We start from the raw sequence: 20196 nt of genomic DNA on the forward strand, positions 1-20196 counted from the left end.
GGCCGGCACGCACCGCCCTCGCCGCGGTGCGACCGGCCGCGATGCCGGTGGCGACCGCGTAGTAGATCCCCTCGCCGGTCATCGGGTTGACCAGCCCGGCGGCGTCGCCGACGAGCAGGACCGGGCCGTCGGGCTGGTCCCACCGCCAGCTGCTCAGCGGCAGGTGGTGGCCGCGCCAGTCGTCGCCGGTGCTGGCGGCGCCGGGCACGAGGAGCTCGAGCTGCTCGAGGAGCAGTCGGCGGCTCGGCGCGCCGCCGTGACGCTCGCCGGGAAGCAGCTCGCCGTAGCCGACGTTGGCCAGGCCGTCGCCGCGGTCGAAGGCCCAGGCGTAGGACGGCTGGCGGCGGTCGCCGTAGCGGATGACCTGCCGTCCGGCCATCTCGGGCGTGGTCGGCGCGTAGCCGCGGATCGCGATGGCGCGCGGCTCGCGACGCTTGCCCAGCAGCGCCGTCCGGACGAACGAGTGCGCACCGTCGGCGCCCACCACGACGTCGGCGGACACCTCTCCCGACACCACGGGGGTGCCGGTGCGCGTCAGCGAGGTGGCGCGGTGCGTGCGCAGGACGGCCCCGGCGGCCACCGCCCGCTCGACCAGCCGGGCGTCGAGCACCCGGCGCGGCACGACGTGCACCTCGCGACGCATCGGGCCCGAGACGGACACGTCGCCGTGGGCCAGCTCGAGGTCGCGCAGCGGCGCCCAGCCGTCGACCACGTCGGCCGCGCCGACCGGCGCGAGGGCGTCGAGCACGTGGGGGGCGATGCCGTCGCCGCACGACTTGTCGCGCGGGAACTTGCTGCGGTCGAGGAGCAGGACCCGCAGGCCGGGGTCCTCGGTCAGGGCCCCCAGCGCGGTCGCGGAGCCGGCGGGGCCGGCGCCGACGACGACGAGGTCCCAGTGCTCGGTGGCGGTCCCGCGGCTCATCGCGCCACCACCAGGAGCAGGGCGTCGACCAGGGCGATGCCGACCGCTGCGACGAAGGGGAGCCGTCCGGTGCCGGAGACGACCACGACGGCCAGGGCCAGCACGACGACAGCCACCGCGACGGTGGCGGCGAGCGGTGGCGCGGCCCCGACGAGGACCACGGCGGACGCCATGACGAGGACGACGGCGGCGACGGGGGCGATGCGTCGCGGGCCGAGCCGGTGGGGGAGCCCGCGCACGCCCGTGGCGGCGTCGTCCGCGAGGTCGGGCAGCACGTTGAGCAGGTGGGCGCCCACCCCGAGGAGCGCCGCACCCACCGGCCACCACCAGGGCGGTGCCTCGCCGTCGGCGAGGGTGACCACCGCCGTGAGCCCCCCGAACGACACGGCGTAGGGCACCCACGACCACACCGTGGCCTTGAGCCCGAGGTTGTAGGCCCACGCGGAGGCGACGCAGCCCACGTGCACGAGCCCGGCAGCGGGTCCCAGCGCGAACGACAGGACGAGGCAGGCCACGACGGCCACCCCGCACGCGGCCCGGACGAGGGCGACCGAGCCGTCTCCCGTGGCGAGCGGCTTGTCACCCCGCCCCGCCGCGCGGTCACGGGAGCGGTCGACGAGGTCGTTGCTCCACCCGATCGAGAGCTGGCCGGCGAGGACGGCCGCGACCAGGACGGTCGTCGTCGTCGGGTCCAGGCCCTGCGCGACGCACAGCAGGCCGGCCAGGACGGTGACCGCCAGGGCGGGCCCGGCGTGCGCGGCACCGACGAGCACCCGCACACCTGAAGGGGCGGCCGAGCCGCCGGTGCCCACGCGGCCGGTCACGGGCCTGGTGCTCACGTCGCTCCTCCCGATGCCTCTGGCCCCCGGACGAGTCGTGCGACCACGAGCGAGATCCCGACACCGAGGATCGCGACGAGCCAGCCCGCGAGGACGTCGACCACGTAGTGCTCGCCGGTGTAGACGAGGGTCAGTGCCATCGCCAGGGCGTACGCCGCCAGCAGGACGCGCGAGACCCGCGAGACCGACGGCCACAGGAACAGCGCCGCCAGGAGCGCGGCTCCGGCGTGCAGCGAGGGCATCGCGGCCACCGGGTTGCTGCCCGACTGGCCCAGCTGCACCAGCCGGCCGACCGCGTCGAGCCCGAGGCCCTCCCAGCCGAGGTGGGAGATGCGGTCGAGCGTGCCGATGTCGTCGCGCTGGGCCGCGAGCCAGGGTGGCGCCGCCGGGTAGGCGAGGTAGCCGGCGATGCCGACCAGCGACATCGCGAGCACGGCGGTCAGCCACTGCCCGAACCGGTCGCGCAGCCGGAACCACACGACCGCGGTGATGAGCGGGATGGTGACGAAGTGGGTGACGTAGACGAGCGCCGCCACGACGTCGTACCAGTGGGGGGAGCCGTCGACGAGGCGGGCCTGCACCCAGACGCTGGGCACCGCCCCGAACAGCGTCTCGTCGGCGCGGGCGGGGCCGAGCACGTGCAGGTTCGCGCCGAGCCGGTTGGTGTCGGAGCCGTCGCCGATCCCGAGCGGGGCGGTGATCCACTGCGCCAGCCAGTAGGCCACCAGGATCGCGCTGAGCGGCGACCACGCGATCAGCAGCTGGGCGATCGGGCCGTGGCGGGAGTCCTCGGCGGTCGCGGCCTCGCCCTCCCGCGCCGCCAGCGCGGCGTCGTCGCGGGACCGTGAGGTCGCGGGGCTGGTCATGTCGTGCTCCATCGGCGTGAGACGCGCTCGAGCAGCGCCTGGGTCCGGAAGCGGTTGTAGCGCTGGATGGCGATGAACGGCAGGTTCACCAGGACGCCGTAGGCGCCGAGCAGGACCGCGGCCAGGGGCGGGTTCCAGAGGACGAAGAGCGGGCTGCACCACAGCGCCCACCAGTGCCCCAGCTCGGCGCGGCGGGTCTCGCGCACGAAGAGCTCGAGGCCCTCGGCGTCGCGCGCGGGCAGCTCGCGCTTGCTGACGCCGCCCTCGAAGACGGCGCCCGCCTCGGGCAACCGGTCCTTCCAGCGGTGGATGCGCAGCCGTCGGCGGTACCAGCGGCCGCGGTCCTCGAAGGTCCGCTCCCGCAGCCCCCAGCCGTCGCGCGACAGCCGCTCGTCGCCCAGCCGGTGGACGGCGTAGCCCGTGGCGGCGTGGAAGACGCCCCACGCGACGACGTCGACCACGATCGTGACGGTCTGCGGCATGACGAGTCGGAGCATCAGGCCACCTCCTCCCCGGAACGGCCGCCGGCGAGGGAGACGTCGCGGCCGCGCCACGGCACCGAGCGGCGCACGACGGTGAGGGCGAGCGAACGGGCGAAGACGAGGTCGAAGGCCAGCAGGGGCACGGGGAACAGTGTCCACGCCCACCACCGGAACGAGCCGGCGCGACGCAGCACCCAGCGCAGCTGCAGGGCCAGGGCGACGTAGGCCACCGCCCACAGCAGGGGGCTGCCGGCCACCAGCGACGCGCCGCGTCCGGACAGCGCGGCGAGGAGGGAGAGGACGGCCCCGACGGCGACGGCGTGGTGGGCGCTGATCCACGCCACCGTGGCGGCTGTCGCCGACGGCGCAGCGTCGGCCGCACCCGAGGCGATGTTCTTGGTCCACCCGGCCACGAGCTGGCCGGGGCCGCCCGGATAGCTGCGCATCCGCACCGCTTCGCCCCCGACCGCGCACCAGACCGGCAGTCCCGCCCGGTGGTAGGCGGCGGCGAGCGCGGCGTCGTCGAGGATGTCGGCGCGGACCGCCTCGTGCCCGCCCGCGCGCCCGTAGTCCTCGCGGGAGGTCAGCAGGCACGGCCCGAACGCCATCGGCGCGCGGCTAGCGTGGCCCCGGCCGCGACCGGTGAAGGCCCCGCTCGCCATCAGCGCGACCACGTTGAAGTAGGCCGACAGCTGTTCATACGGGCGTACGACGTCGTGGTGCGGCTGCACGGACACGAGCCCGCCGTGCCGGGTGTGCGCGGCGAGCAGGCCTGCCAGGCCACCCGGTCGGAGGACCGTGTCGGCGTCGAGGAAGAGCAGCAGGTCGCCTGTCGTCGCCGCGGCGCCGGTGTGGCAGGCCCAGGCCTTGCCGGTCCACCCGGGGGGTGGGGTGCCGGCCGGCATGACGCGGGCGCCGCCCGCTCGCGCCACGGCGACGGTCGCGTCGCGCGACGCGTCGTCCACCACGACGACCTCGTGGACCTCCGGGAGCTGATCGGCCACCGACCGCAGGAGCTCCGGCAGCGTCTGCTCCTCGTCACGCGCCGGGACCACCACCGACACCGACACCGGGACCGTGCCGAAAGTCGGGGAGTCGGCCGGCGGGAGGGTGCGGAGGTCGGCCACCAGCCGCTGCGCCCACACCGCCGCTCCGAGGAGCAGCAGCGCGAGCGCGAGGTCGACGACGAGGGCAGCCGTCACGGCGTGCCCGTCCGTCGTACGACGAGCGGCATGCCGCCGCGGGGGTGGACGGCGACCTTGGCCTCCGCGACCGGGCGCGTCCAGCCGCCCGGACCGCCGGGCACGTCGATGCGGTGCTCACGGAGCAGCTCCGCGAGGACGACGACCATCTCGCCGAGCGCGAACTCCCGCCCGATGCACAACCGCGGCCCCTGCCCGAACGGCAGGTAGCCGGTGCGGGCGGTGCCGTCGAGGAAGCGCTCGGGACGGAAGGCCTCGGGCTCGGGCCAGAGGTCGGGCCGCCGGTGGACCAACCAGGGGCTGATGATGGCGAGCGTGCCGGCCGGGACCTGCCGTCCGCCGACCTCGTCGTCGCGGTGCGAGCGGCGGGAGATGGCCCAGGCCGGGGGGTAGAGGCGCAGCGCCTCGTCGACGACCGCGCGCGTCCACGGCAGGCGCTCGCGGTGCCCCACGAGCGGGACCGGGCCGGGATGGGCGTCGAGCTCGGAGCGCACGCGCTCCTGCGCCTCCGGGTGCTCCGCGAGCAGCATGAGGGTCCAGGCGAGGGCGGCCGCCACGGTCTCGTGGCCGGCGATCACCATGGTGACGAGCTCGTCGCGGATCTCGCCGTCGTCCAGGCCGCTGTCGAGCAGCAGCCCGAGGAGGTCGTCGCCGTGGTGGGGAGTCCCGCCGGCGCGGGCGTTGCGGGCCCGCCGCTCGGCGATGATCGCGGCAGCGCCGGCGTCGAGCCGGCGGCGCGCTGCGCGCAGCCGGAGGTTGGTCCGGGTCGGGGTCCACTCGGCGCGGGGGAGGATCGAGCGGCCGAGCCGCACCACCAGGTCGGCGGCCTCGCTCGTGGCCGCCAGCAGGTCGTGGGCGTGGTCGGACAGGTCGGTGCTGAAGAGCGCGCGGCCGACCGCGTCGAGTCCGATGGTGTGGGTCAGGGCGGCGACGTCGACGACCGCTCCGTCCGCCACCGCGTCGGCGTGCGGTCCGCCCAGACGCGCACCGATGGCGGTGCGGGCGGCCGCCGCCACCTCGTCGCCTACCGCCTCCAGCCGCTGGTGGTGGAAGGCAGGGGCGGCGAGCCGTCGGTGGTCGATCCAGCTCGGCTCGGCCGACGCGAGCAGGCCGGGACCGGTGACGCGCGCCAGGGCGGCGTACTGGACGGTGTCCTTGCCCCAGCTGCGCGCCGAGGTCTGGAGCACGTGCTTGACGTCGGCCGGGTCGTTGAGCAGCAGCGCCGGCGGCCCGGGCACCGGGAAGGAGACGGTGTCGCCGTAGTGCTGCGACACCTCGCCGAGGAACGTCAGCGGGTCGGCGCGGATCGAGCGGAAGGCCCGGGCCATGTCCCACGACGTCGGTCCCGGCACGCCGACGTCGGTCGGCTGCATCGCCTGCAGGCGCGTCGCGACGCTCATCCGAGCGCCTCCTCGCTGGACCGGTCGCCGGACCGGTCGCGGCGGCGCCCCAGCCACGTCCACACGGTGCAGCTCCACAGCACGAGCCCGAAGCCGAACATCAGGTCCTCGACCGGTGCGTAGAACAGGCGGCCGTCGCCCAGGATCGTGATCTGCCCAGTGCCGATGATGGCGTCCCCGGAGTAGCGCACGATGCCGCGGCCGGTCAGCCAGCCGTTGGTGAGGAGCTGGAAGAACACGATGATCGCGTAGGCGGACCACCAGTCGCGGGTCGAGGTCAGTCGTGTGCGGACGACCCAGCGGTCCAGCACGACGGCGATCGGCACGCACAGGAGGGCGATGGCGGTGTATGTCACGTGGGGCTCACCTCGCGTCCTCGCGGGACCGCGGAGCCCCGGGTCGTACGCCGCGCCGGGCCGCGCGGACGCCCTCGAGCGTCAGCACCGACACGACCGGGATCACCACGAAGAAGCCGATCTCCTCGAGCGGCAGGCCCGCGATGCGCCACGGCAGCGTCTGGTCCGCGTCGAACCACCAGTGCCCGATGTGCGTCGCCCAGAGGTCCCACAGCAGGAACGGCGTCCCGGCGAGGCCGATGGTGAGGAGCAGGCGTCCGGGCTGCTTGAGCACCTGCAGCCGGAAGGCGGGCACCAGCGGCAGCGTCCCGGCGAGGCAGAACGCCAGCATGGCGACGTAGGCCCAGTGGGGAAGGCTCATGGGGCGCTCATGCCTGCACCGGCAGGCTGGAGCGGTCGCCGCTGAGGCGCTTCAGCACGAGCTCGGCGCTGATCAGGCACATCGGCAGGCCGACGCCGGGCACGGTGCTCGCGCCGGCGTACAGCAGGCCGTCGACCTTGGCGGACGCGTTGCCCGGGCGCAGGAAGGCGCTCTGGCGCAGGGTGTGCTCCAGTCCGAGGGCCCCGCCGCGCCACGCGTGGTAGCGGGTGGCGAAGTCCTCCGGGCCGACCGTGTGGCGCACCCGGATCCGCTCGCGCAGGTCGGGCACGCCCGCCCACGACGCGATCTGGTCGATGGCCGCGTCGGCCGTGCGCTCGACGGTCTCGGACCCGGCGCCGTCGTCGCCGCCGCCGCCGATGGTCGTGTCGGCGGGCACGGGGACGAGCACGAACAGGTTCTCGCAGCCCTCCGGGGCGACGGTGGGGTCGGTCTCGGAGGGTTTGCAGACGTAGATCGAGGCGGGGTCGGGCACCCGTGCATCCTTGCCGAAGATGTCGCCGAAGTTCTGCCCCCAGTCGCGGGTGAAGAACAGTGAGTGGTGCGGCAGCTGCGGCAGCCGGCCCTCGACGCCCAGCATCGCGAGCACCGCACCGGGGCCGGGGGAGCGGTCGCGCCATGCCGGCTCGGGGTGCGTCTGGAGCCCGGTGGGCAGCAGTGCCGTCTCGAGGTGGTGCAGGTCGGCCGCCCCGACGACGACGTCGGCGTCGACGGTGCGCGGGCCGTCCGCCGTCTCGTGCTCGACGCCGGTGACGACGGGTCGTCCACCTGTCGTGTCGGAGGTGAGGATCCGGGTGACGGCCGCGCCGGTGTGCAGGCGCGCGCCGTGGTTCTCGGCGAGGTCGGCGATGACGCGGATCAGCTGGCTGAACCCGCCCTGGGGGTAGAGCACGCGGTCACCGAGGTCGAGCCGGCTCATCAGGTGGTACATGCTCGGCGTGCGGCTGGGGGAGGAGCCCAGGAAGACAGCGGGGTAGCCGAGCACCTGGCGCAACCGGTTGTCGGTGAACGAGCCGGCGACGTGTCTCTCCAGCGACCGCGTGAGCAGCCGGCCGAGCGCAGGCGTGCGGCGTACGACGTCGGGGTGCACGAAGGCCGTCGGTGAGTCGAAGCTCGTGTAGAGGAAGCGGCGCAGGGCCATGTCGTAGGTGTCCTCCGCGGAGTGGAGGTAGGCGTCGAAGCGGTCGCCCGCCCCCGGCTCGAGGCGCTCGAACAGCGCCCGGTTGTGGGCGCGGTCGGGTCGCAGGTCGACCGGCTCGGCGTGGCCCTCGAAGAAGACGCGGTAGCTCGGGTCGAGCACAGTCAGGTCGAGCTCGGCCTCGGCGGTGGTGCCGAGCAGGGAGAAGAAGTGCTCGAAGACCTCGGGCATGAGGTACCACGAGGCGCCGGTGTCGAAGCGGTAGCCGTCGCGCTCGACGCTGCCGACGCGACCGCCGAGGTCGTCGTTCTTCTCCAGCAGGTCGACCGAGTGGCCACGCGAGGCGAGGAGCGCCGCGGTGGCCAGGCCGGCGATGCCGCCACCGACGACGACCACGCGCCGCGGCGACCCGTCACCGGCGCGGCGGGGCGTCGGGGTGAACCGGCTGAGGCGTTCGGGCAGGCGCAGCGTCACGAGCGTCCTCCGCGCAGCGAGCTCGCGGCAAGGCGCAGCTTGACCGGCGTCGGGACGCGGACGCGGGTGTGGCGGATCTCCTCCGCCGACGCGGCGCGCAGCCGCTGGGCCAGCTCGGCGAAGGTCGCGTGGGCCGCCCGGACCGCGCGGCGGCTGCTCGGGGGCAGGTCGGGCACGACTGCCGCGGCCGCCCGCAGGTCCTCGTCGACGTCGTCGAGGATGCGGTCGCGGTCGGCCTCGCAGAAGCGTTCGACGTCCAGCCCGGGGAAGTAGTCGCGGCGCAGCAAGGCGTGGTCGTCGGACAGGTCGCGCACGAAGTTGAGCTTCTGGAAGGCCGCTCCCAGGCTGCGTGCGCCCGGGGCGAGCCGCTCGTAGTGCGCGTCCCGGTCGGGCGGCGCGTCGGGCGCGGCCAGGAAGGCGCGCAGGCACATCAGCCCGACGACCTCGGCCGAGCCGTAGACGTAGCGCTCGAAGCTCTCCTGGGTGTGGGAGCGGGTGTCGAGGTCGGTGCGCATCGAGGTGAAGAACGGTGAGACGATCTCGGGCTCGATCCCGACGGCGATGGCGGTGCGCGCGAAGGCGTGCACCACCAGGTTGCCGCTGTAGCCGGTGCGCATCGCGTGCGCGACGTCGCCCTCGAGCCAGTCGAGCATGGTGGCGCGCGCGGACCGGTCGAGGGTCGGGTCGGGGTTGTCGACGATCTCGTCGGCGACGCGCACGAGCGCGTAGATGTTGCGGACCTGGGTGCGCACGGGCTCGCCCAGCAGGCGCGAGGCCAGGCCGAACGAGCTGGAGTACTCCCGGATGACCACGGCCGAGCTCGCCTCGGACACGGAGTCGTAGAGGCTGCGGGGGGCGCTGCGGCCCACGAAGAGCGTCATGCCGCGACCTCGCTCCCGTCGGCCAGCACTGCTGGTCGGACGGCCACGTCGTCGATCAGGTCGGCCGGGACGCCCAGGCCGTCGAGCACGGTGCGCGCCTGGCCGAGGTGCTGCTCGGCGAGGTCCTCCACGAAGCGTCGCGAGCCGGAGGCCACGAGGAGCGCCCGGGCCTCGTCGAGCTCGGCGTCGCTGAGCTCGCGGCCGACGTAGCCGCTGATCTGCGCCCACGCCGACGTCGTCCGGGCGTGGACCAGGAGCGGCGTCTGCTTGCGGGTGCGCAGGTCGCAGGTGGCGCTCTTGCCGGAGCGGGCCGGGTCGCCGAAGACGCCGATGAGGTCGTCGGCGAGCTGGAAGGCGATCCCCATCGCCCGGCCTGCCTCACCGAGCCGGCTGGTCGTCTCCTCGTCGGCACCGGCCAGCACCGCACCCGCCTGCAGGGGGAGGGCGAAGGAATAGGCGCTGGTCTTCTGCGCCTCCATCTCCAGGCTCTGGGCGAGGGTGGCGGGGGCGAGGTCGAGCGAGTGGCGGACGTCGGCGAGCTCGCCGGAGGCCGTCCGGTGCAGCGCCGTGTCGAAGAGGTCCAGCAACCTCTCGACGACCGGCGCCGGGGCACCGCTCAGCGCGACGGTGCGGACCGCGGCCGCGAGGGCCAGGTCGCCGGCCAGGATCGCGGCGGTGAGCCCGTAGCCGGCGGCCACCTCGGGGTCGGCCCCGTCGATGCCGGCGAGGGCGCGGAACGTGCCGCTGACGTTGGGCCGGCCGCGACGCACGTGGTCGTCGTCGATGACGTCGTCGTGGATCACGAACGCGGTGTGGAGCAGCTCGACCGCCGCACCCACCTCGGCCGCTGCGTCGGACGCGCCGCCGCCCAGCGCGTCGTGGGTGGCGACCACCAGTGCCGGTCGGAACCGCTTGCCGCCCTCGGTGGCGCCGCAGAGCGCCTCCCACAGGAGCGCGTGGTGGGCATCGATCGCGGCCGCGCGCCGGCGCCCACCGTCGAGGACCCGTGCCAGGGCCGCATCCGTCTCGGTGCCGATCATCTGTGCCTCCCGCAGTTCGATCGTTCCTTGGTTGCCAAACCTATGCAACACTTCCAACTAAATCTAGGCACGATGCGAAGGAGTGGACAAGGTTTGGACAACCATGGTCGCGCATCTCTCACCATCGGCGATCTGGCCCACAGGACCGGGGTACCCATTTCGACGCTCCGCAGCTGGGAGAGGCGCTACGGGTTTCCGGAGCCGAGCCGACAGCCGGGGGGTCACCGCCGCTACGGCGAGGCCGACGTCGAGGCCGTCCTGGACGTGCTGGCGCGCCGCCGCGGGGGTCTCTCGCTGGCCGCCGCCGTCCACCGCGCGGAGGTCCCACAGGTCCGGACGGGGTCCGTCTTCGCCGACCTGCGGCGCCAGTACCCGCTCCTCCGGCCGCAGGTGCTGTCGCGACGCACGCTGGTGTCGATGAGCCACGCGATCGAGGACGAGTGCGCGGCGCGCGCCGCCGACCCGGTCCTCTTCGGGGGGTTCCAGCGCGAGCGGTTCCTGCGCGCGTCGTACGACCGGTGGCGCGAGCTCGCCCGCACGGCTCGGTCCGCTGTCGTCCTCGCCGACTTCCCCCATGGGGCGGACGCCTCCCCTCCGACGCGCGGGGTGCCGGTGGAGGTCGCCGTACCGCCCGAGTCGCCGCTCAACCGCGAGTGGCTGGTCGTGTGCGACGCAGCCGACCTGCCGGCGTGCCTGGTGGCGGTCGAGCTCCCCGGCCAGGGCGCCGAGGGGCCGCGCGAGCGCACCTTCGAGGCCGTCTGGTCGGTCGACCCGCAGGTCGTCCGCGATGCCAGCCGGATCACCGGTGCGCTGGCCGACGACCTGAGGCCGGGCTGGCGCGACGCGGACCTCCCTGCCCAGCCGGACCCGCCGGGTGCGTCGGAGGACCTCTACCGGGCCACGCTGCTCTTCGACCGGATGGTCGCCTACATCGACGCGGCCCGCTGATCGGTCAGTAGTTAGGCTCACCTAACCTGTGCGGGTGCCCGAGCCCGTCAGCCCCGATGCCGTCCAGCCGCTGAGAGACCTCTGGCGCCGATACGGGGCCTACCGCACCAGGTTCGTCGGCGCCGTCGCGGCCTCGACGGTCAACAAGGTGGCCGACGTCGTCCCCGAGCTCCTCATCGGTGCGGCCGTCGACGTCGTCGTGCGCGGCGACGCGTCCTTCGTCGGCGAGGTGCTCGGCGTCGAGTCGCGCTTCGCCCAGCTCGGCTGGCTGGCCGTGATCAACGCCGTGGTGTGGCTCGTCGAGTCGGTGAGCGAGTACGTCGCCAGCGTCCTCTGGCGCGGCCTCGCCCAGGGCGTCGAGCACGACCTGCGCGTGGAGGCGTACGACCACGTCCAGCACCTCGACCTCGGGTGGCACGAGAGCCGCCCGGCCGGCTCGACCCTCGCCACCCTCAACGACGACGTCAACCAGCTCGAGCGCTTCCTCGACGTCGGCGCGCCGGCGATCCTGCAGACCGCGCTCAACGTGCTGCTCGTGGGGGCCGTCTTCGCGGCCGCGTCGGGCCAGCTCCTGGTCTTCGCCTTCCTGCCGATCCCGCTGATCGTCATCGGGTCGCTCGTCTTCCAGCGTCGCCTCGAGCCGCTCTACGACCGGGTCCGCGCCGCCGTCGCCGACCTGTCCAGCACGCTCTCCTCCAACATCTCGGGCATCGCGACCATCAAGGCGTTCACCGCCGAGGACCGCGAGCGCGACCGCGTGGCGGCCGTCTCCCTGGCCTACCGCCGGGCCAACACCGACGCGATCCGGTCCTCCGCCGCGTTCGTGCCGCTGGTCCGGATGGCGATCCTGGCCGGCTTCACCTGCACGCTGCTGCTCGGTGGCTGGGCGACGCTGCGCGGCGACCTCGAGGTCGGCCTCTACTCCGTGCTGGTCTTCATGACGCAGCGCCTGCTCTGGCCGCTGACCGAGGTCGCCGAGGTCCTCGACCTCTACCAGCGCGGCCGCGCGTCGGCCGCCCGCATCCTGGCCCTGCTCCAGGTGCCGGTCACGGTGCCGGCCGGCGCCACGGCCCTCGAGCGCCCGGTCGCCGGCCGCGTCGAGCTGCGCAGCGTACGTGCCGGGTACGCCGACGGGCCCGACGTCCTGCACGGCATCGACCTGCTCGTCCCCGCGGGCGAGACCCACGCGATCGTGGGCTCCACCGGCTCGGGGAAGTCGTCGCTGCTGCGGCTGGTGCTGCGCTTCGACGACCCCCGCGAGGGATCGGTCCTCTTCGACGGGCAGGACGTGCGGGGTCTCGACTGGGACTCGCTGCGCGGCTCGCTCGGCTACGTCGCCCAGGACGTCTTCATGTTCGCCGGCTCCGTGGCCGACAACATCGCCTACGGCCGACCCGACGCCACCCGCGAGCAGGTGCGGGACGCCGCCGAGGCGGCCGCCGCGCTCGACTTCATCGAGGCGATGCCCGACGGTCTGGACACGTGGGTGGGCGAGCGGGGCGTGACCCTGTCCGGTGGCCAGCGGCAGCGGCTGGCCCTGGCCCGCGCGCTCCTGCGCGACCCTGCGGTGCTGGTCCTCGACGAGGCGACCAGCGCCGTCGACAACGAGACCGAGGCTGCGATCCAGCGCTCGCTGCGCCGGGCCACCGCCCAGCGGACGGCGATCGTCGTGGCCCACCGCCTGTCGACCGTGCGGCACGCCCACCGCATCTGGGTCCTCGACGCGGGCCGGGTCGTCGAGTCCGGGACGCACGACGAGCTGATCGACCGGGGCGGGTCCTACGCCGCCCTGTGGCGGGTCCAGACCGGCCAGGCACAGGAGCAGGACCCGGTCGCCGGGTGAGGCGACCGGGTCTCACGCGTCCCTAGGGTGGGCGCATGGCGATCCGTGCGGTGGTCCTCGACATCGGGGGAGTGCTGGAGGTCGTCGACGACGACGCCTTCCCCGCACCCGCCGAGCGCCGCCTCGGCCTCGCGCCGGGCTCGATCGCCGGCGGTCTCGCCGGGCTGCCGGGCGACGCAGTGGTCGGCGAGGTGACCGAGCAGCAGGTCCGTGCGGAGTGGCAGCGCGCGCTCGCCCTGGACGACCGGCAGGTCGACGCGCTCCTGGACGACTTCTGGCGCTGGTACGTCGGCACGCTGGACCGCGAGCTGTTCGACTGGTTCGCCGGCCAGCGTCCCGCGCGGCTCGCCGCGATCCTGTCGAACTCCGGTCCCGGCGCGCGGGAGCGCGAGCGGTTCCACGGCTTCGAGGACGTCACCGACGACATCGTCTACAGCCACGAGGTGGGGCTCGCCAAGCCCGACCCGGCGGCGTACGAGATCGTGACGCAGCGGCTCGGCATCGAGGCCGGGGAGGTCCTCTTCCTCGACGACGTCGAGGCCAACGTCGTCGCCGCGCGAGCCCTGGGCTGGCACGCCGTCCTCCACCGCGACACCTCGTCGTCGATCGCCGAGATGGAGCGCGTCATCGAGGCCGCGGACGTCTGACGCCGGCCGCTCGGGGTACCGGCGGTCATGCCGACCCACGATCGACCGCCCCGCGTCGTCCTCGTCACCGGTGCCTCCAGCGGCATCGGCGAGGCCGCTGCCCACCGCGTCGCGCAACGCGGTGACCACCTCGTCCTCCTCGCCCGCGGCCGCGACGCCCTCGAGCGGGTGGCCGCTGACTGCGACGGCCTGGGTGCCGCCTCGACCACGGTGGTGGCGGCCGACATCAGCAACGACGACGAGGTGGGGGCCGCCGTCTCCACCGTCATGGCGCGGCACGGCTGGATCGACACCGTCGTCGGCAGCGCCGGCGTGGTCGCCTACGGCCGCGTCGAGGACGTGCCGACCGAGGTGTTCGACCAGGTCGTCGCGACCAACCTGCTCGGGTCGGTCAACCTCGCGCGCCACGTCGTGCCCGTCATGCGCACGCAGGGGTCCGGCAGCATCGTGGTCGTCGGCTCGGTGATCGGGCACGTCGCGGTCCCCGACATGGCGGCGTACGTCATCAGCAAGTGGGGCGTCCGCGCCCTGGTGCGGCAGCTGCAGGTCGACAACCGCGACCGCCCCGGCATCCGGATCGAGTACGTCGCTCCCGGCGGCGTCGACACGCCCATCTACCGGCAGGCAGCGACGTACGGCGACGCGGCCGGGCGCCCACCGTTCCCGGTCACCAGCCCCGAGCGCATCGCCGACCGCGCCCTCGCGGTGGCCGACGGGCGCCGCAGCGGCGGGCAGGTCGGCCTCGCCAACGAGGTGATCCGGTTCGGCTTCACCGCCTTCCCGTGGGCCTACGACCGCCTCGTCGGTCCGCTGTTCTCCGTCGCCGCCCAGGACCAGACGGTGGAGGTCGGACCCAGCCCGGGCAACGTGCTGGAGTCACGCGACGAGCTCAACGGCCTGCGGGGTGGGCACGGCAACGCCCTGCTCGCCATCGGTGCCAACGTCGTCGAGCTCGCCCGCCGGCGGGTGCGGGGCGGCTGACCGCGATCGGGCCCCACCGGGCGCATGGGCGACGCCACCACGGGGGACCGGACACAACTGCCCATCGATCCCCCAGGGAGACCGCATGACCCCCAGCAAGCCCGACAAGCCCGTACCCGGTACGCCGGGCAGCGAGCCACCGTCGCTCGAGGAGCCCACCGAGCCGCGCGACGTCCCGCCGCCGAAGCCCGACCAGCAGCAGCCCACGCCCGTCTCGCCGACGGGTGCCCCGAGTGCGGATCCATCGACCGCGAGCGCCCAGCAGGGTGCGTACCTCACCACGGCGACCGGCGTGCGGATGGGCGACAGCGACCACTCCCTCAAGGCTGGGCCGCGTGGCCCGACCCTCCTCTCGGACCACCACCTCCGCGAGAAGATCATGCACTTCGACCACGAGCGCATCCCGGAGCGAGTCGTCCACGCACGCGGTGCCGGCGCCCACGGCGTCTTCGTCTCGAACGGCGCGGCCTCCGGGATCAGCCGTGCAGCCGTCTTCGGCAAGGGTGAGGAGACCCGCACGTTCGTGCGCTTCTCGACCGTGCTCGGGTCCCGCGGGTCGGCCGACACGGTGCGCGACACCCGCGGCTTTGCGACGAAGTTCTACACGAGCGAGGGCAACTGGGACCTCGTCGGCAACAACATCCCGGTCTTCTTCATCCAGGACGGCATCAAGTTCCCTGACGTCATCCACGCCGGCAAGCCGCACCCGGACCGGGAGATCCCACAGGCGCAGAGCGCCCACGACACCTTCTGGGACTTCGTGTCGCTGCACACCGAGGCGCAGCACCACGCCATCTGGAACATGTCGGACCGCGGCATCCCGCGCAGCTATCGGATGATGGAGGGGTTCGGCGTCCACACCTTCCGGCTGGTCGACGCGGACGGTGGGACGACCCTCGTCAAGTTCCACTGGAAGCCGCGGCTCGGCGTGCACTCCCTCACGTGGGAGGAGGCCCAGCTGGCCGGCGGGGTCGACCCGGACTTCCACCGCCGCGACCTCTACGACGCCATCGAGTCGGGTGCCTTCCCCGCGTGGGACCTCGGCATCCAGACCTTCCCGGACACCCCGGACCAGATGTTCGAGGGGATCGACCTCCTCGACTCGACCAAGCTGGTGCCGGAGGAGCTGGCGCCGGTGCAGGTCGTCGGAACGCTGACGCTCGACGGGAACCCGACGAACTTCTTCGCCGAGACCGAGCAGGTCGCCTTCCACACCGGCCACCTCGTCCCGGGCATCGACGGCACCGACGACCCGCTGCTGATGGCCCGCAACTTCTCCTACCTCGACACCCAGCTCACCCGTCTGGCCGGGCCGAACTTCAACCAGATCCCGATCAACCGCCCGCACGCGCCGGTGAACGACAACCACCGCGACGGCTTCCACCAGCAGGCGGTGCACGGCGGGGTCGCGCCCTACAAGCCGAACTCGCTCGACGCCGGCTGCCCGTTCTTCGCGGGTGCCGACGAGGCGTTCGTCGACGCCCCGGTCACGGTGCCGGAGGCCACAAAGGTCCGGGAGAACCCCGCGTCGTACGACGACCACTTCAGCCAGGCGCGCCTGTTCTGGCGGAGCATGAGCCCGGTCGAGCAGGAGCACATTGTCAACGCCTACTCGTTCGAGCTGGGCAAGTGCTACGAGCAGGCCGTCAAGGAGCGGCAGCTCATCGCCCTGGCCAACATCGACCCGGAGCTGTGTGCCCGTGTCGCGCAGGGCCTCGGCCTTCCCGCGCCGGAGCGCACCGTGCAGTACGACGAGCCGGAGCCCAGTCCGGTGCTGTCCCAGCTCGGTGACACCTGGCCGGCCGACGGCCGCCTCGTCGGGATCGTCGTGGACCCGGATGCCGATCTGGCCGGGGTCGCCGCGCTGCGCGAGGAGCTGCTGGGAGCCGGTGTCCTGCCGCTCCTCATCGCCCCGCGAGGCGGCGAGCTGGGGGAGGGCCTCATGGCCCAGCGCACGTTCGCGACCGTCCGCTCCATCGAGTTCGACGCCGTCGTCGTGGCGGGCGCCGCGCCGCCCGCACCCGACGCGCTCTCCTCCCGAGACAGCAAGGCGGGTGACGACTCGACGGTCGTGACGGATCCGCGCGTCGGTCTGCTCCTGCAGGAGTGCTTCCGTCACTGCAAGGCCGTGGTGGCCGTCGGCGACGGACGCGCGGTGGTCGACGAGCTCGGCCTCTCCGGGGTCGGAGTCCTCACGGCCGACGATCCTGCCGAGGTCCGTGACGACCTCCTGGCCCTGCTGTCGGCGCACCGGTCGTGGGAGCGTTTCGCGACCAGCATGTGACCGACTGCCCGGCGTGGCCGGGCGAGCGGGTGGGACGGGAAACCGGGGTGAGCCGGCCGCAGGGCGGCCGATAGGCTCGCACCGACATCCCGTCCCACCTCCACCCCACGTCATCAGGAGCACTCGTGTCCGACATCCAGGTCGTCCGCATCCACGCCGATCAGCGTGCGGAGACCACGGTCACGACGGGCACCAAGGCCTGGGAGCTGTTCCGTGACGACGCCGACGTCGTCGCCGCTCGCGTGGCGGGTCAGCTCAAGGACCTCGCCTACGAGCTGGCCGACGGCGACGAGGTCGAGGGCGTGGCGATCGACAGCCCCGACGGCCGGGACATCCTGCGCCACTCGACCGCGCACGTGATGGCTCAGGCGGTGCAGCAGATCTGGCCGGAGGCGAAGCTCGGCATCGGGCCGCCGGTGGAGAACGGCTTCTACTACGACTTCGACGTCGAGACCCCGTTCGTGCCCGAGGACCTGGTCAAGATCGAGTCCGCGATGCGCAAGATCATCAAGGAGAACCAGCGCTTCGAGCGGCGGGTCACCACCGACGCCGACGCGCTGACGGAGCTCCAGGACGAGCCCTACAAGATCGAGCTGATCGGCCTCAAGGGCGGCGCCGGCGCCTCGGACACCGAGGGCGCCTCCGTCGAGGTCGGGGCCGGCGAGCTGACGATCTACGACAACATCGGTCGCAACGGTGAGGCGAAGTGGTCCGACCTGTGCCGCGGGCCGCACCTGCCGACCACCAAGCGGATCCCCGCCTTCAAGCTGATGCGCAGCGCAGCGGCGTACTGGCGCGGTGACGAGAAGAACAAGCAGCTCCAGCGCATCTACGGCACCGCCTGGGAGACCAAGGAGGCGCTCGAGGAGCACCTCCACCGCATCGAGGAGGCCGAGCGGCGCGACCACCGCAAGCTCGGTCGCGAGCTCGACCTCTACTCGTTCCCCGACGAGATCGGGTCCGGCATGGCGGTCTTCCACCCCAAGGGCGGCGTGATCAAGCGGGAGATGGAGGACTACGTCCGCCGTCGGCACCTCGAGGAGGGCTTCGACTACGTCGGCACCCCCCACATCAGCAAGGACGGGCTGTTCCACACCTCCGGGCACCTGCCCTACTACGCGGACACCATGTTCCCGCCGATGGAGATGGAGCACGCCGAGTACCGCCTCAAGGCGATGAACTGCCCGATGCACAACCTCATCTACCGCTCGCGGCAGCGCTCCTACCGCGAGCTCCCGCTGCGGTTCTTCGAGTTCGGGTCGGTCTACCGCTACGAGAAGTCCGGCGTCGTGCACGGCCTGACCCGCGTGCGCGCGATGACCCAGGACGACTCGCACTCCTACGTCACCCCGGAGCAGGCCCCCGCCGAGGTCGAGCACCTGCTCACCTTCGTCACCGGGCTGCTGCGCGACTTCGGCCTCGACGACTACTACTTCGAGCTGTCCACCCGTGACGACTCCAAGCCCGACAAGTTCATCGGGTCCAACGACCAGTGGGAGACCGCGACCTCGGTGCTCGAGACCGCGGCGCGCAAGTTCGGCGTCGACCTCGTGCCCGACCCGGGCGGCGCGGCGTTCTACGGGCCGAAGATCTCGGTGCAGGCCAAGGACGCGATCGGTCGCACCTGGCAGATGTCGACCATCCAGTACGACTTCAACCAGCCGGCGGTCGACCGCTTCAACCTGGAGTACGTCGCAGCCGACGGCACCCGCCAGCAGCCCGTGATGATCCACTCCGCCAAGTTCGGCTCGATCGAGCGGTTCATCGGCGTGCTCGTGGAGCACTACGCCGGCGCCTTCCCTCCCTGGCTCGCCCCCGTGCAGGTCCAGGGCATCCCGATCGCCGAGCGCCACAACGACTACCTCTTCGACATCGCGAAGCAGATGAAGGCGCAGGGGCTGCGGGTCGAGGTCGACGAGTCCGACGACCGGATGCAGAAGAAGATCCGCAACGCGCAGCTCGCCAAGGTGCCCTTCATGATGATCGCCGGCGACGCCGACGTGGAGGCGGGCGCCGTGTCGTTCCGCTACCGCGACGGTCGCCAGGACAACGGGGTGCCGCTGGCCGAGGCCATCGATCGGGTGGCCGCCGCGGTCGCCTCGCGCGAGCAGGTCTGACCTCGCGTGGATCGGGCGGGGGACGTCCTCGACCTGCGCTTCGCCGCCACGTGGGACCGCAGCGAGGAGAAGTCGTGACCGATCCCGACCGCCGACCCGTCGTCGACCTGACCGACGAGGAGGCGCGGCTCAAGCTGCCGCTGAAGTGGGGCGTCCCGGACGACGTGATCCCGGCCTGGGTCGCGGAGATGGACTACGCGGTCGACCCGGTGGTGCTCGAGGCGGTCCAGCGGATGCTCGCCGACGGGATCACCGGCTACCCGCTCTTCGGCTGGGACCCGGAGCTGGCGCAGTCCTACGCCGCCTGGTCGGCGCGGCACTTCGGCTGGGCGCCGGTCCCCGAGGCGGTGCACCCGGTGGTCGACGTGACGGCCGGGGTGCGGCTCGCGATCGACGTGTTCAGCGGTCCCGGGGGAGTGGTCTTCCCGACCCCGGGCTACAACGCCCAGTTCGGCCTCGCGACGATCACCGGTCGCGAGGAGGTGCGCCTCGACGTGCCCGCCTCCTCCGCCCGGGCCGAGGTCGACCTCGACCGGCTCGACCGCCTCTTCGCCGACGGGGCGCAGACGCTGATCCTCACCCAGCCGCACAACCCGTGGGGCCGCGTGTTCACCCGCGCCGAGCTCGAGGGGATCCGCGACGTCGTCGTACGACACGGCGCGCGCGTCGTGAGCGACGAGATCCACGCGCCGCTGGTCCTGCCGGGCGCCGAGCACGTCTCCTACCTCTCGATCGACGGCACCCACGACCACGCGGTCGCGGTCGTCGCCGCGTCCAAGGCGTTCAACACCGCGGGCCTGCGGTGCGCGCAGGTCGTCGTCCCCTCGGCAGCCGACCGCCGGCTGCTCGCCGACCAGCCGATGTCGCGCAACGACTCGCACTCGCCGGTCGGTGCCGTCGCGGCGCGGGCGGCGTACGACCTCGGCGACCCGTGGCTCGCCTCCCTCGTCGAGCGGCTCGACCAGCAGCGCGCGCTGCTCGGCGAGCTCCTCGCCGCCCACCTCCCCGAGGTGCGGATGCGCCCGCTCGAGGCGACCTACCTCGCCTGGCTCGACGCCTCCGCCTACGGCCACGACGACGCCGCGGCCGTCGCCCTCGAGCGCGGGCGCGTCAAGGTCAGCCCGGGGGAGTCCTACGCCCCCGGCACCACCGGCCAGGTACGGCTCAACATCGCCACCTCACCCGACCGGCTCGTCGAGATCGTCGAGCGGCTCGCGAAGGCCTGGACGTAGCAACTCTGCGCTGGGTGAGACCCTCGCCCCGGGTGGTCGAGGAGGGACGCCCGCGCTGGTTGAGGAGGGACGAAGTCCCGTCACGAAACCGGTCGAGAAAGGGTGGCCCGTAACCGTCCACAGTCGTGGTCGATGTCGGTGGTCGCCGGTAGAATCGAACACACG

At 73.3% G+C, this 20196-nt stretch carries 18 protein-coding genes; 7 read left to right on the forward strand and 11 right to left on the reverse strand.

From position 1 onward, the window contains the following. The 11 genes from ACXJKB_RS06545 to ACXJKB_RS06595 form a co-directional block, all read right to left on the reverse strand. Positions 1-922, reverse strand: a 922-nt coding sequence (locus ACXJKB_RS06545; RefSeq protein WP_457186578.1) for an NAD(P)/FAD-dependent oxidoreductase, incomplete at its 3' end; no start/stop codon positions are given. Then, positions 919-1761: a UbiA family prenyltransferase gene (locus ACXJKB_RS06550; protein ID WP_457186580.1), complete on the reverse strand. Its 843-nt coding sequence runs from the start codon at positions 1759-1761 to the stop codon at positions 919-921. The genes ACXJKB_RS06545 and ACXJKB_RS06550, both read right to left, overlap by 4 nt. Then, complete coding sequence (locus ACXJKB_RS06555; RefSeq protein WP_457186582.1) at positions 1758-2627, reverse strand: phosphatase PAP2 family protein; 870 nt, start codon at positions 2625-2627, stop codon at positions 1758-1760. The genes ACXJKB_RS06550 and ACXJKB_RS06555 overlap by 4 nt, the downstream gene beginning before the upstream one ends. Continuing rightward, positions 2624-3124 carry a glycosyl-4,4'-diaponeurosporenoate acyltransferase CrtO family protein gene (locus ACXJKB_RS06560; RefSeq protein WP_457186584.1) on the reverse strand — a complete coding sequence of 167 codons (501 nt, stop codon included), beginning with the start codon at positions 3122-3124 and terminating at the stop codon, positions 2624-2626. The genes ACXJKB_RS06555 and ACXJKB_RS06560 overlap by 4 nt, the downstream gene beginning before the upstream one ends. After that, positions 3124-4311: a glycosyltransferase gene (locus ACXJKB_RS06565; protein WP_457186586.1), complete on the reverse strand. Its 1188-nt coding sequence runs from the start codon at positions 4309-4311 to the stop codon at positions 3124-3126. Before ACXJKB_RS06565 ends, ACXJKB_RS06560 begins: the two co-directional genes overlap by 1 nt. Then, positions 4308-5711 carry a cytochrome P450 gene (locus ACXJKB_RS06570; protein WP_457186588.1) on the reverse strand — a complete coding sequence of 468 codons (1404 nt, stop codon included), beginning with the start codon at positions 5709-5711 and terminating at the stop codon, positions 4308-4310. Before ACXJKB_RS06570 ends, ACXJKB_RS06565 begins: the two co-directional genes overlap by 4 nt. After that, the gene (locus ACXJKB_RS06575) at positions 5708-6067 is read right to left on the reverse strand and encodes a lycopene cyclase domain-containing protein (protein ID WP_457186590.1); all 360 of its coding nucleotides are present in this window, start codon (positions 6065-6067) and stop codon (positions 5708-5710) included. Before ACXJKB_RS06575 ends, ACXJKB_RS06570 begins: the two co-directional genes overlap by 4 nt. Before the next feature lie 7 nt (positions 6068-6074). Further along, on the reverse strand, positions 6075-6428 hold the full coding sequence (locus ACXJKB_RS06580; protein WP_457186592.1) for a lycopene cyclase domain-containing protein: 354 nt from the start codon (positions 6426-6428) through the stop codon (positions 6075-6077). Between the two features lie 7 nt (positions 6429-6435). Further along, complete coding sequence (gene crtI / locus ACXJKB_RS06585; RefSeq protein WP_457186594.1) at positions 6436-8058, reverse strand: phytoene desaturase family protein; 1623 nt, start codon at positions 8056-8058, stop codon at positions 6436-6438. Next, entirely contained in the window at positions 8055-8939 is an 885-nt protein-coding gene (locus tag ACXJKB_RS06590) for a phytoene/squalene synthase family protein (RefSeq protein ID WP_457186596.1), read from the reverse strand. Before ACXJKB_RS06590 ends, crtI begins: the two co-directional genes overlap by 4 nt. Continuing rightward, entirely contained in the window at positions 8936-9979 is a 1044-nt protein-coding gene (locus ACXJKB_RS06595; protein WP_457186598.1) for a polyprenyl synthetase family protein, read from the reverse strand. The genes ACXJKB_RS06590 and ACXJKB_RS06595 overlap by 4 nt, the downstream gene beginning before the upstream one ends. Before the next feature lie 72 nt (positions 9980-10051). Between ACXJKB_RS06595 and ACXJKB_RS06600 the strand changes: the two genes are divergently transcribed. From ACXJKB_RS06600 to ACXJKB_RS06630, 7 genes are all read left to right on the forward strand, one after another. Next, positions 10052-10927 (forward strand): DICT sensory domain-containing protein, encoded by an 876-nt coding sequence (locus ACXJKB_RS06600; RefSeq protein WP_457186600.1) that lies wholly within the window; start codon positions 10052-10054, stop codon positions 10925-10927. Positions 10928-10961: 34 nt separating this feature from the next. Beyond that, positions 10962-12770 (forward strand): ABC transporter ATP-binding protein, encoded by a 1809-nt coding sequence (locus tag ACXJKB_RS06605; RefSeq protein ID WP_457186602.1) that lies wholly within the window; start codon positions 10962-10964, stop codon positions 12768-12770. A gap of 35 nt (positions 12771-12805) precedes the next feature. Further along, on the forward strand, positions 12806-13417 hold the full coding sequence (locus ACXJKB_RS06610) for an HAD-IA family hydrolase (protein ID WP_457186604.1): 612 nt from the start codon (positions 12806-12808) through the stop codon (positions 13415-13417). Between the two features lie 27 nt (positions 13418-13444). Then, complete coding sequence (locus tag ACXJKB_RS06615; protein WP_457186606.1) at positions 13445-14398, forward strand: SDR family NAD(P)-dependent oxidoreductase; 954 nt, start codon at positions 13445-13447, stop codon at positions 14396-14398. A gap of 85 nt (positions 14399-14483) precedes the next feature. Further along, the gene (locus tag ACXJKB_RS06620; protein WP_457186608.1) at positions 14484-16682 is read left to right on the forward strand and encodes a catalase; all 2199 of its coding nucleotides are present in this window, start codon (positions 14484-14486) and stop codon (positions 16680-16682) included. 125 nt (positions 16683-16807) lie between these two features. Then, positions 16808-18799: a threonine--tRNA ligase gene (gene thrS / locus ACXJKB_RS06625; RefSeq protein WP_457186610.1), complete on the forward strand. Its 1992-nt coding sequence runs from the start codon at positions 16808-16810 to the stop codon at positions 18797-18799. Positions 18800-18873: 74 nt separating this feature from the next. After that, positions 18874-20031, forward strand: coding sequence for a MalY/PatB family protein (locus tag ACXJKB_RS06630; RefSeq protein WP_457186612.1), 1158 nt, complete (start codon positions 18874-18876; stop codon positions 20029-20031). Positions 20032-20196: the final 165 nt, after the last annotated feature.

Source organism: Nocardioides sp. P5_E3, from assembly GCF_054049275.1.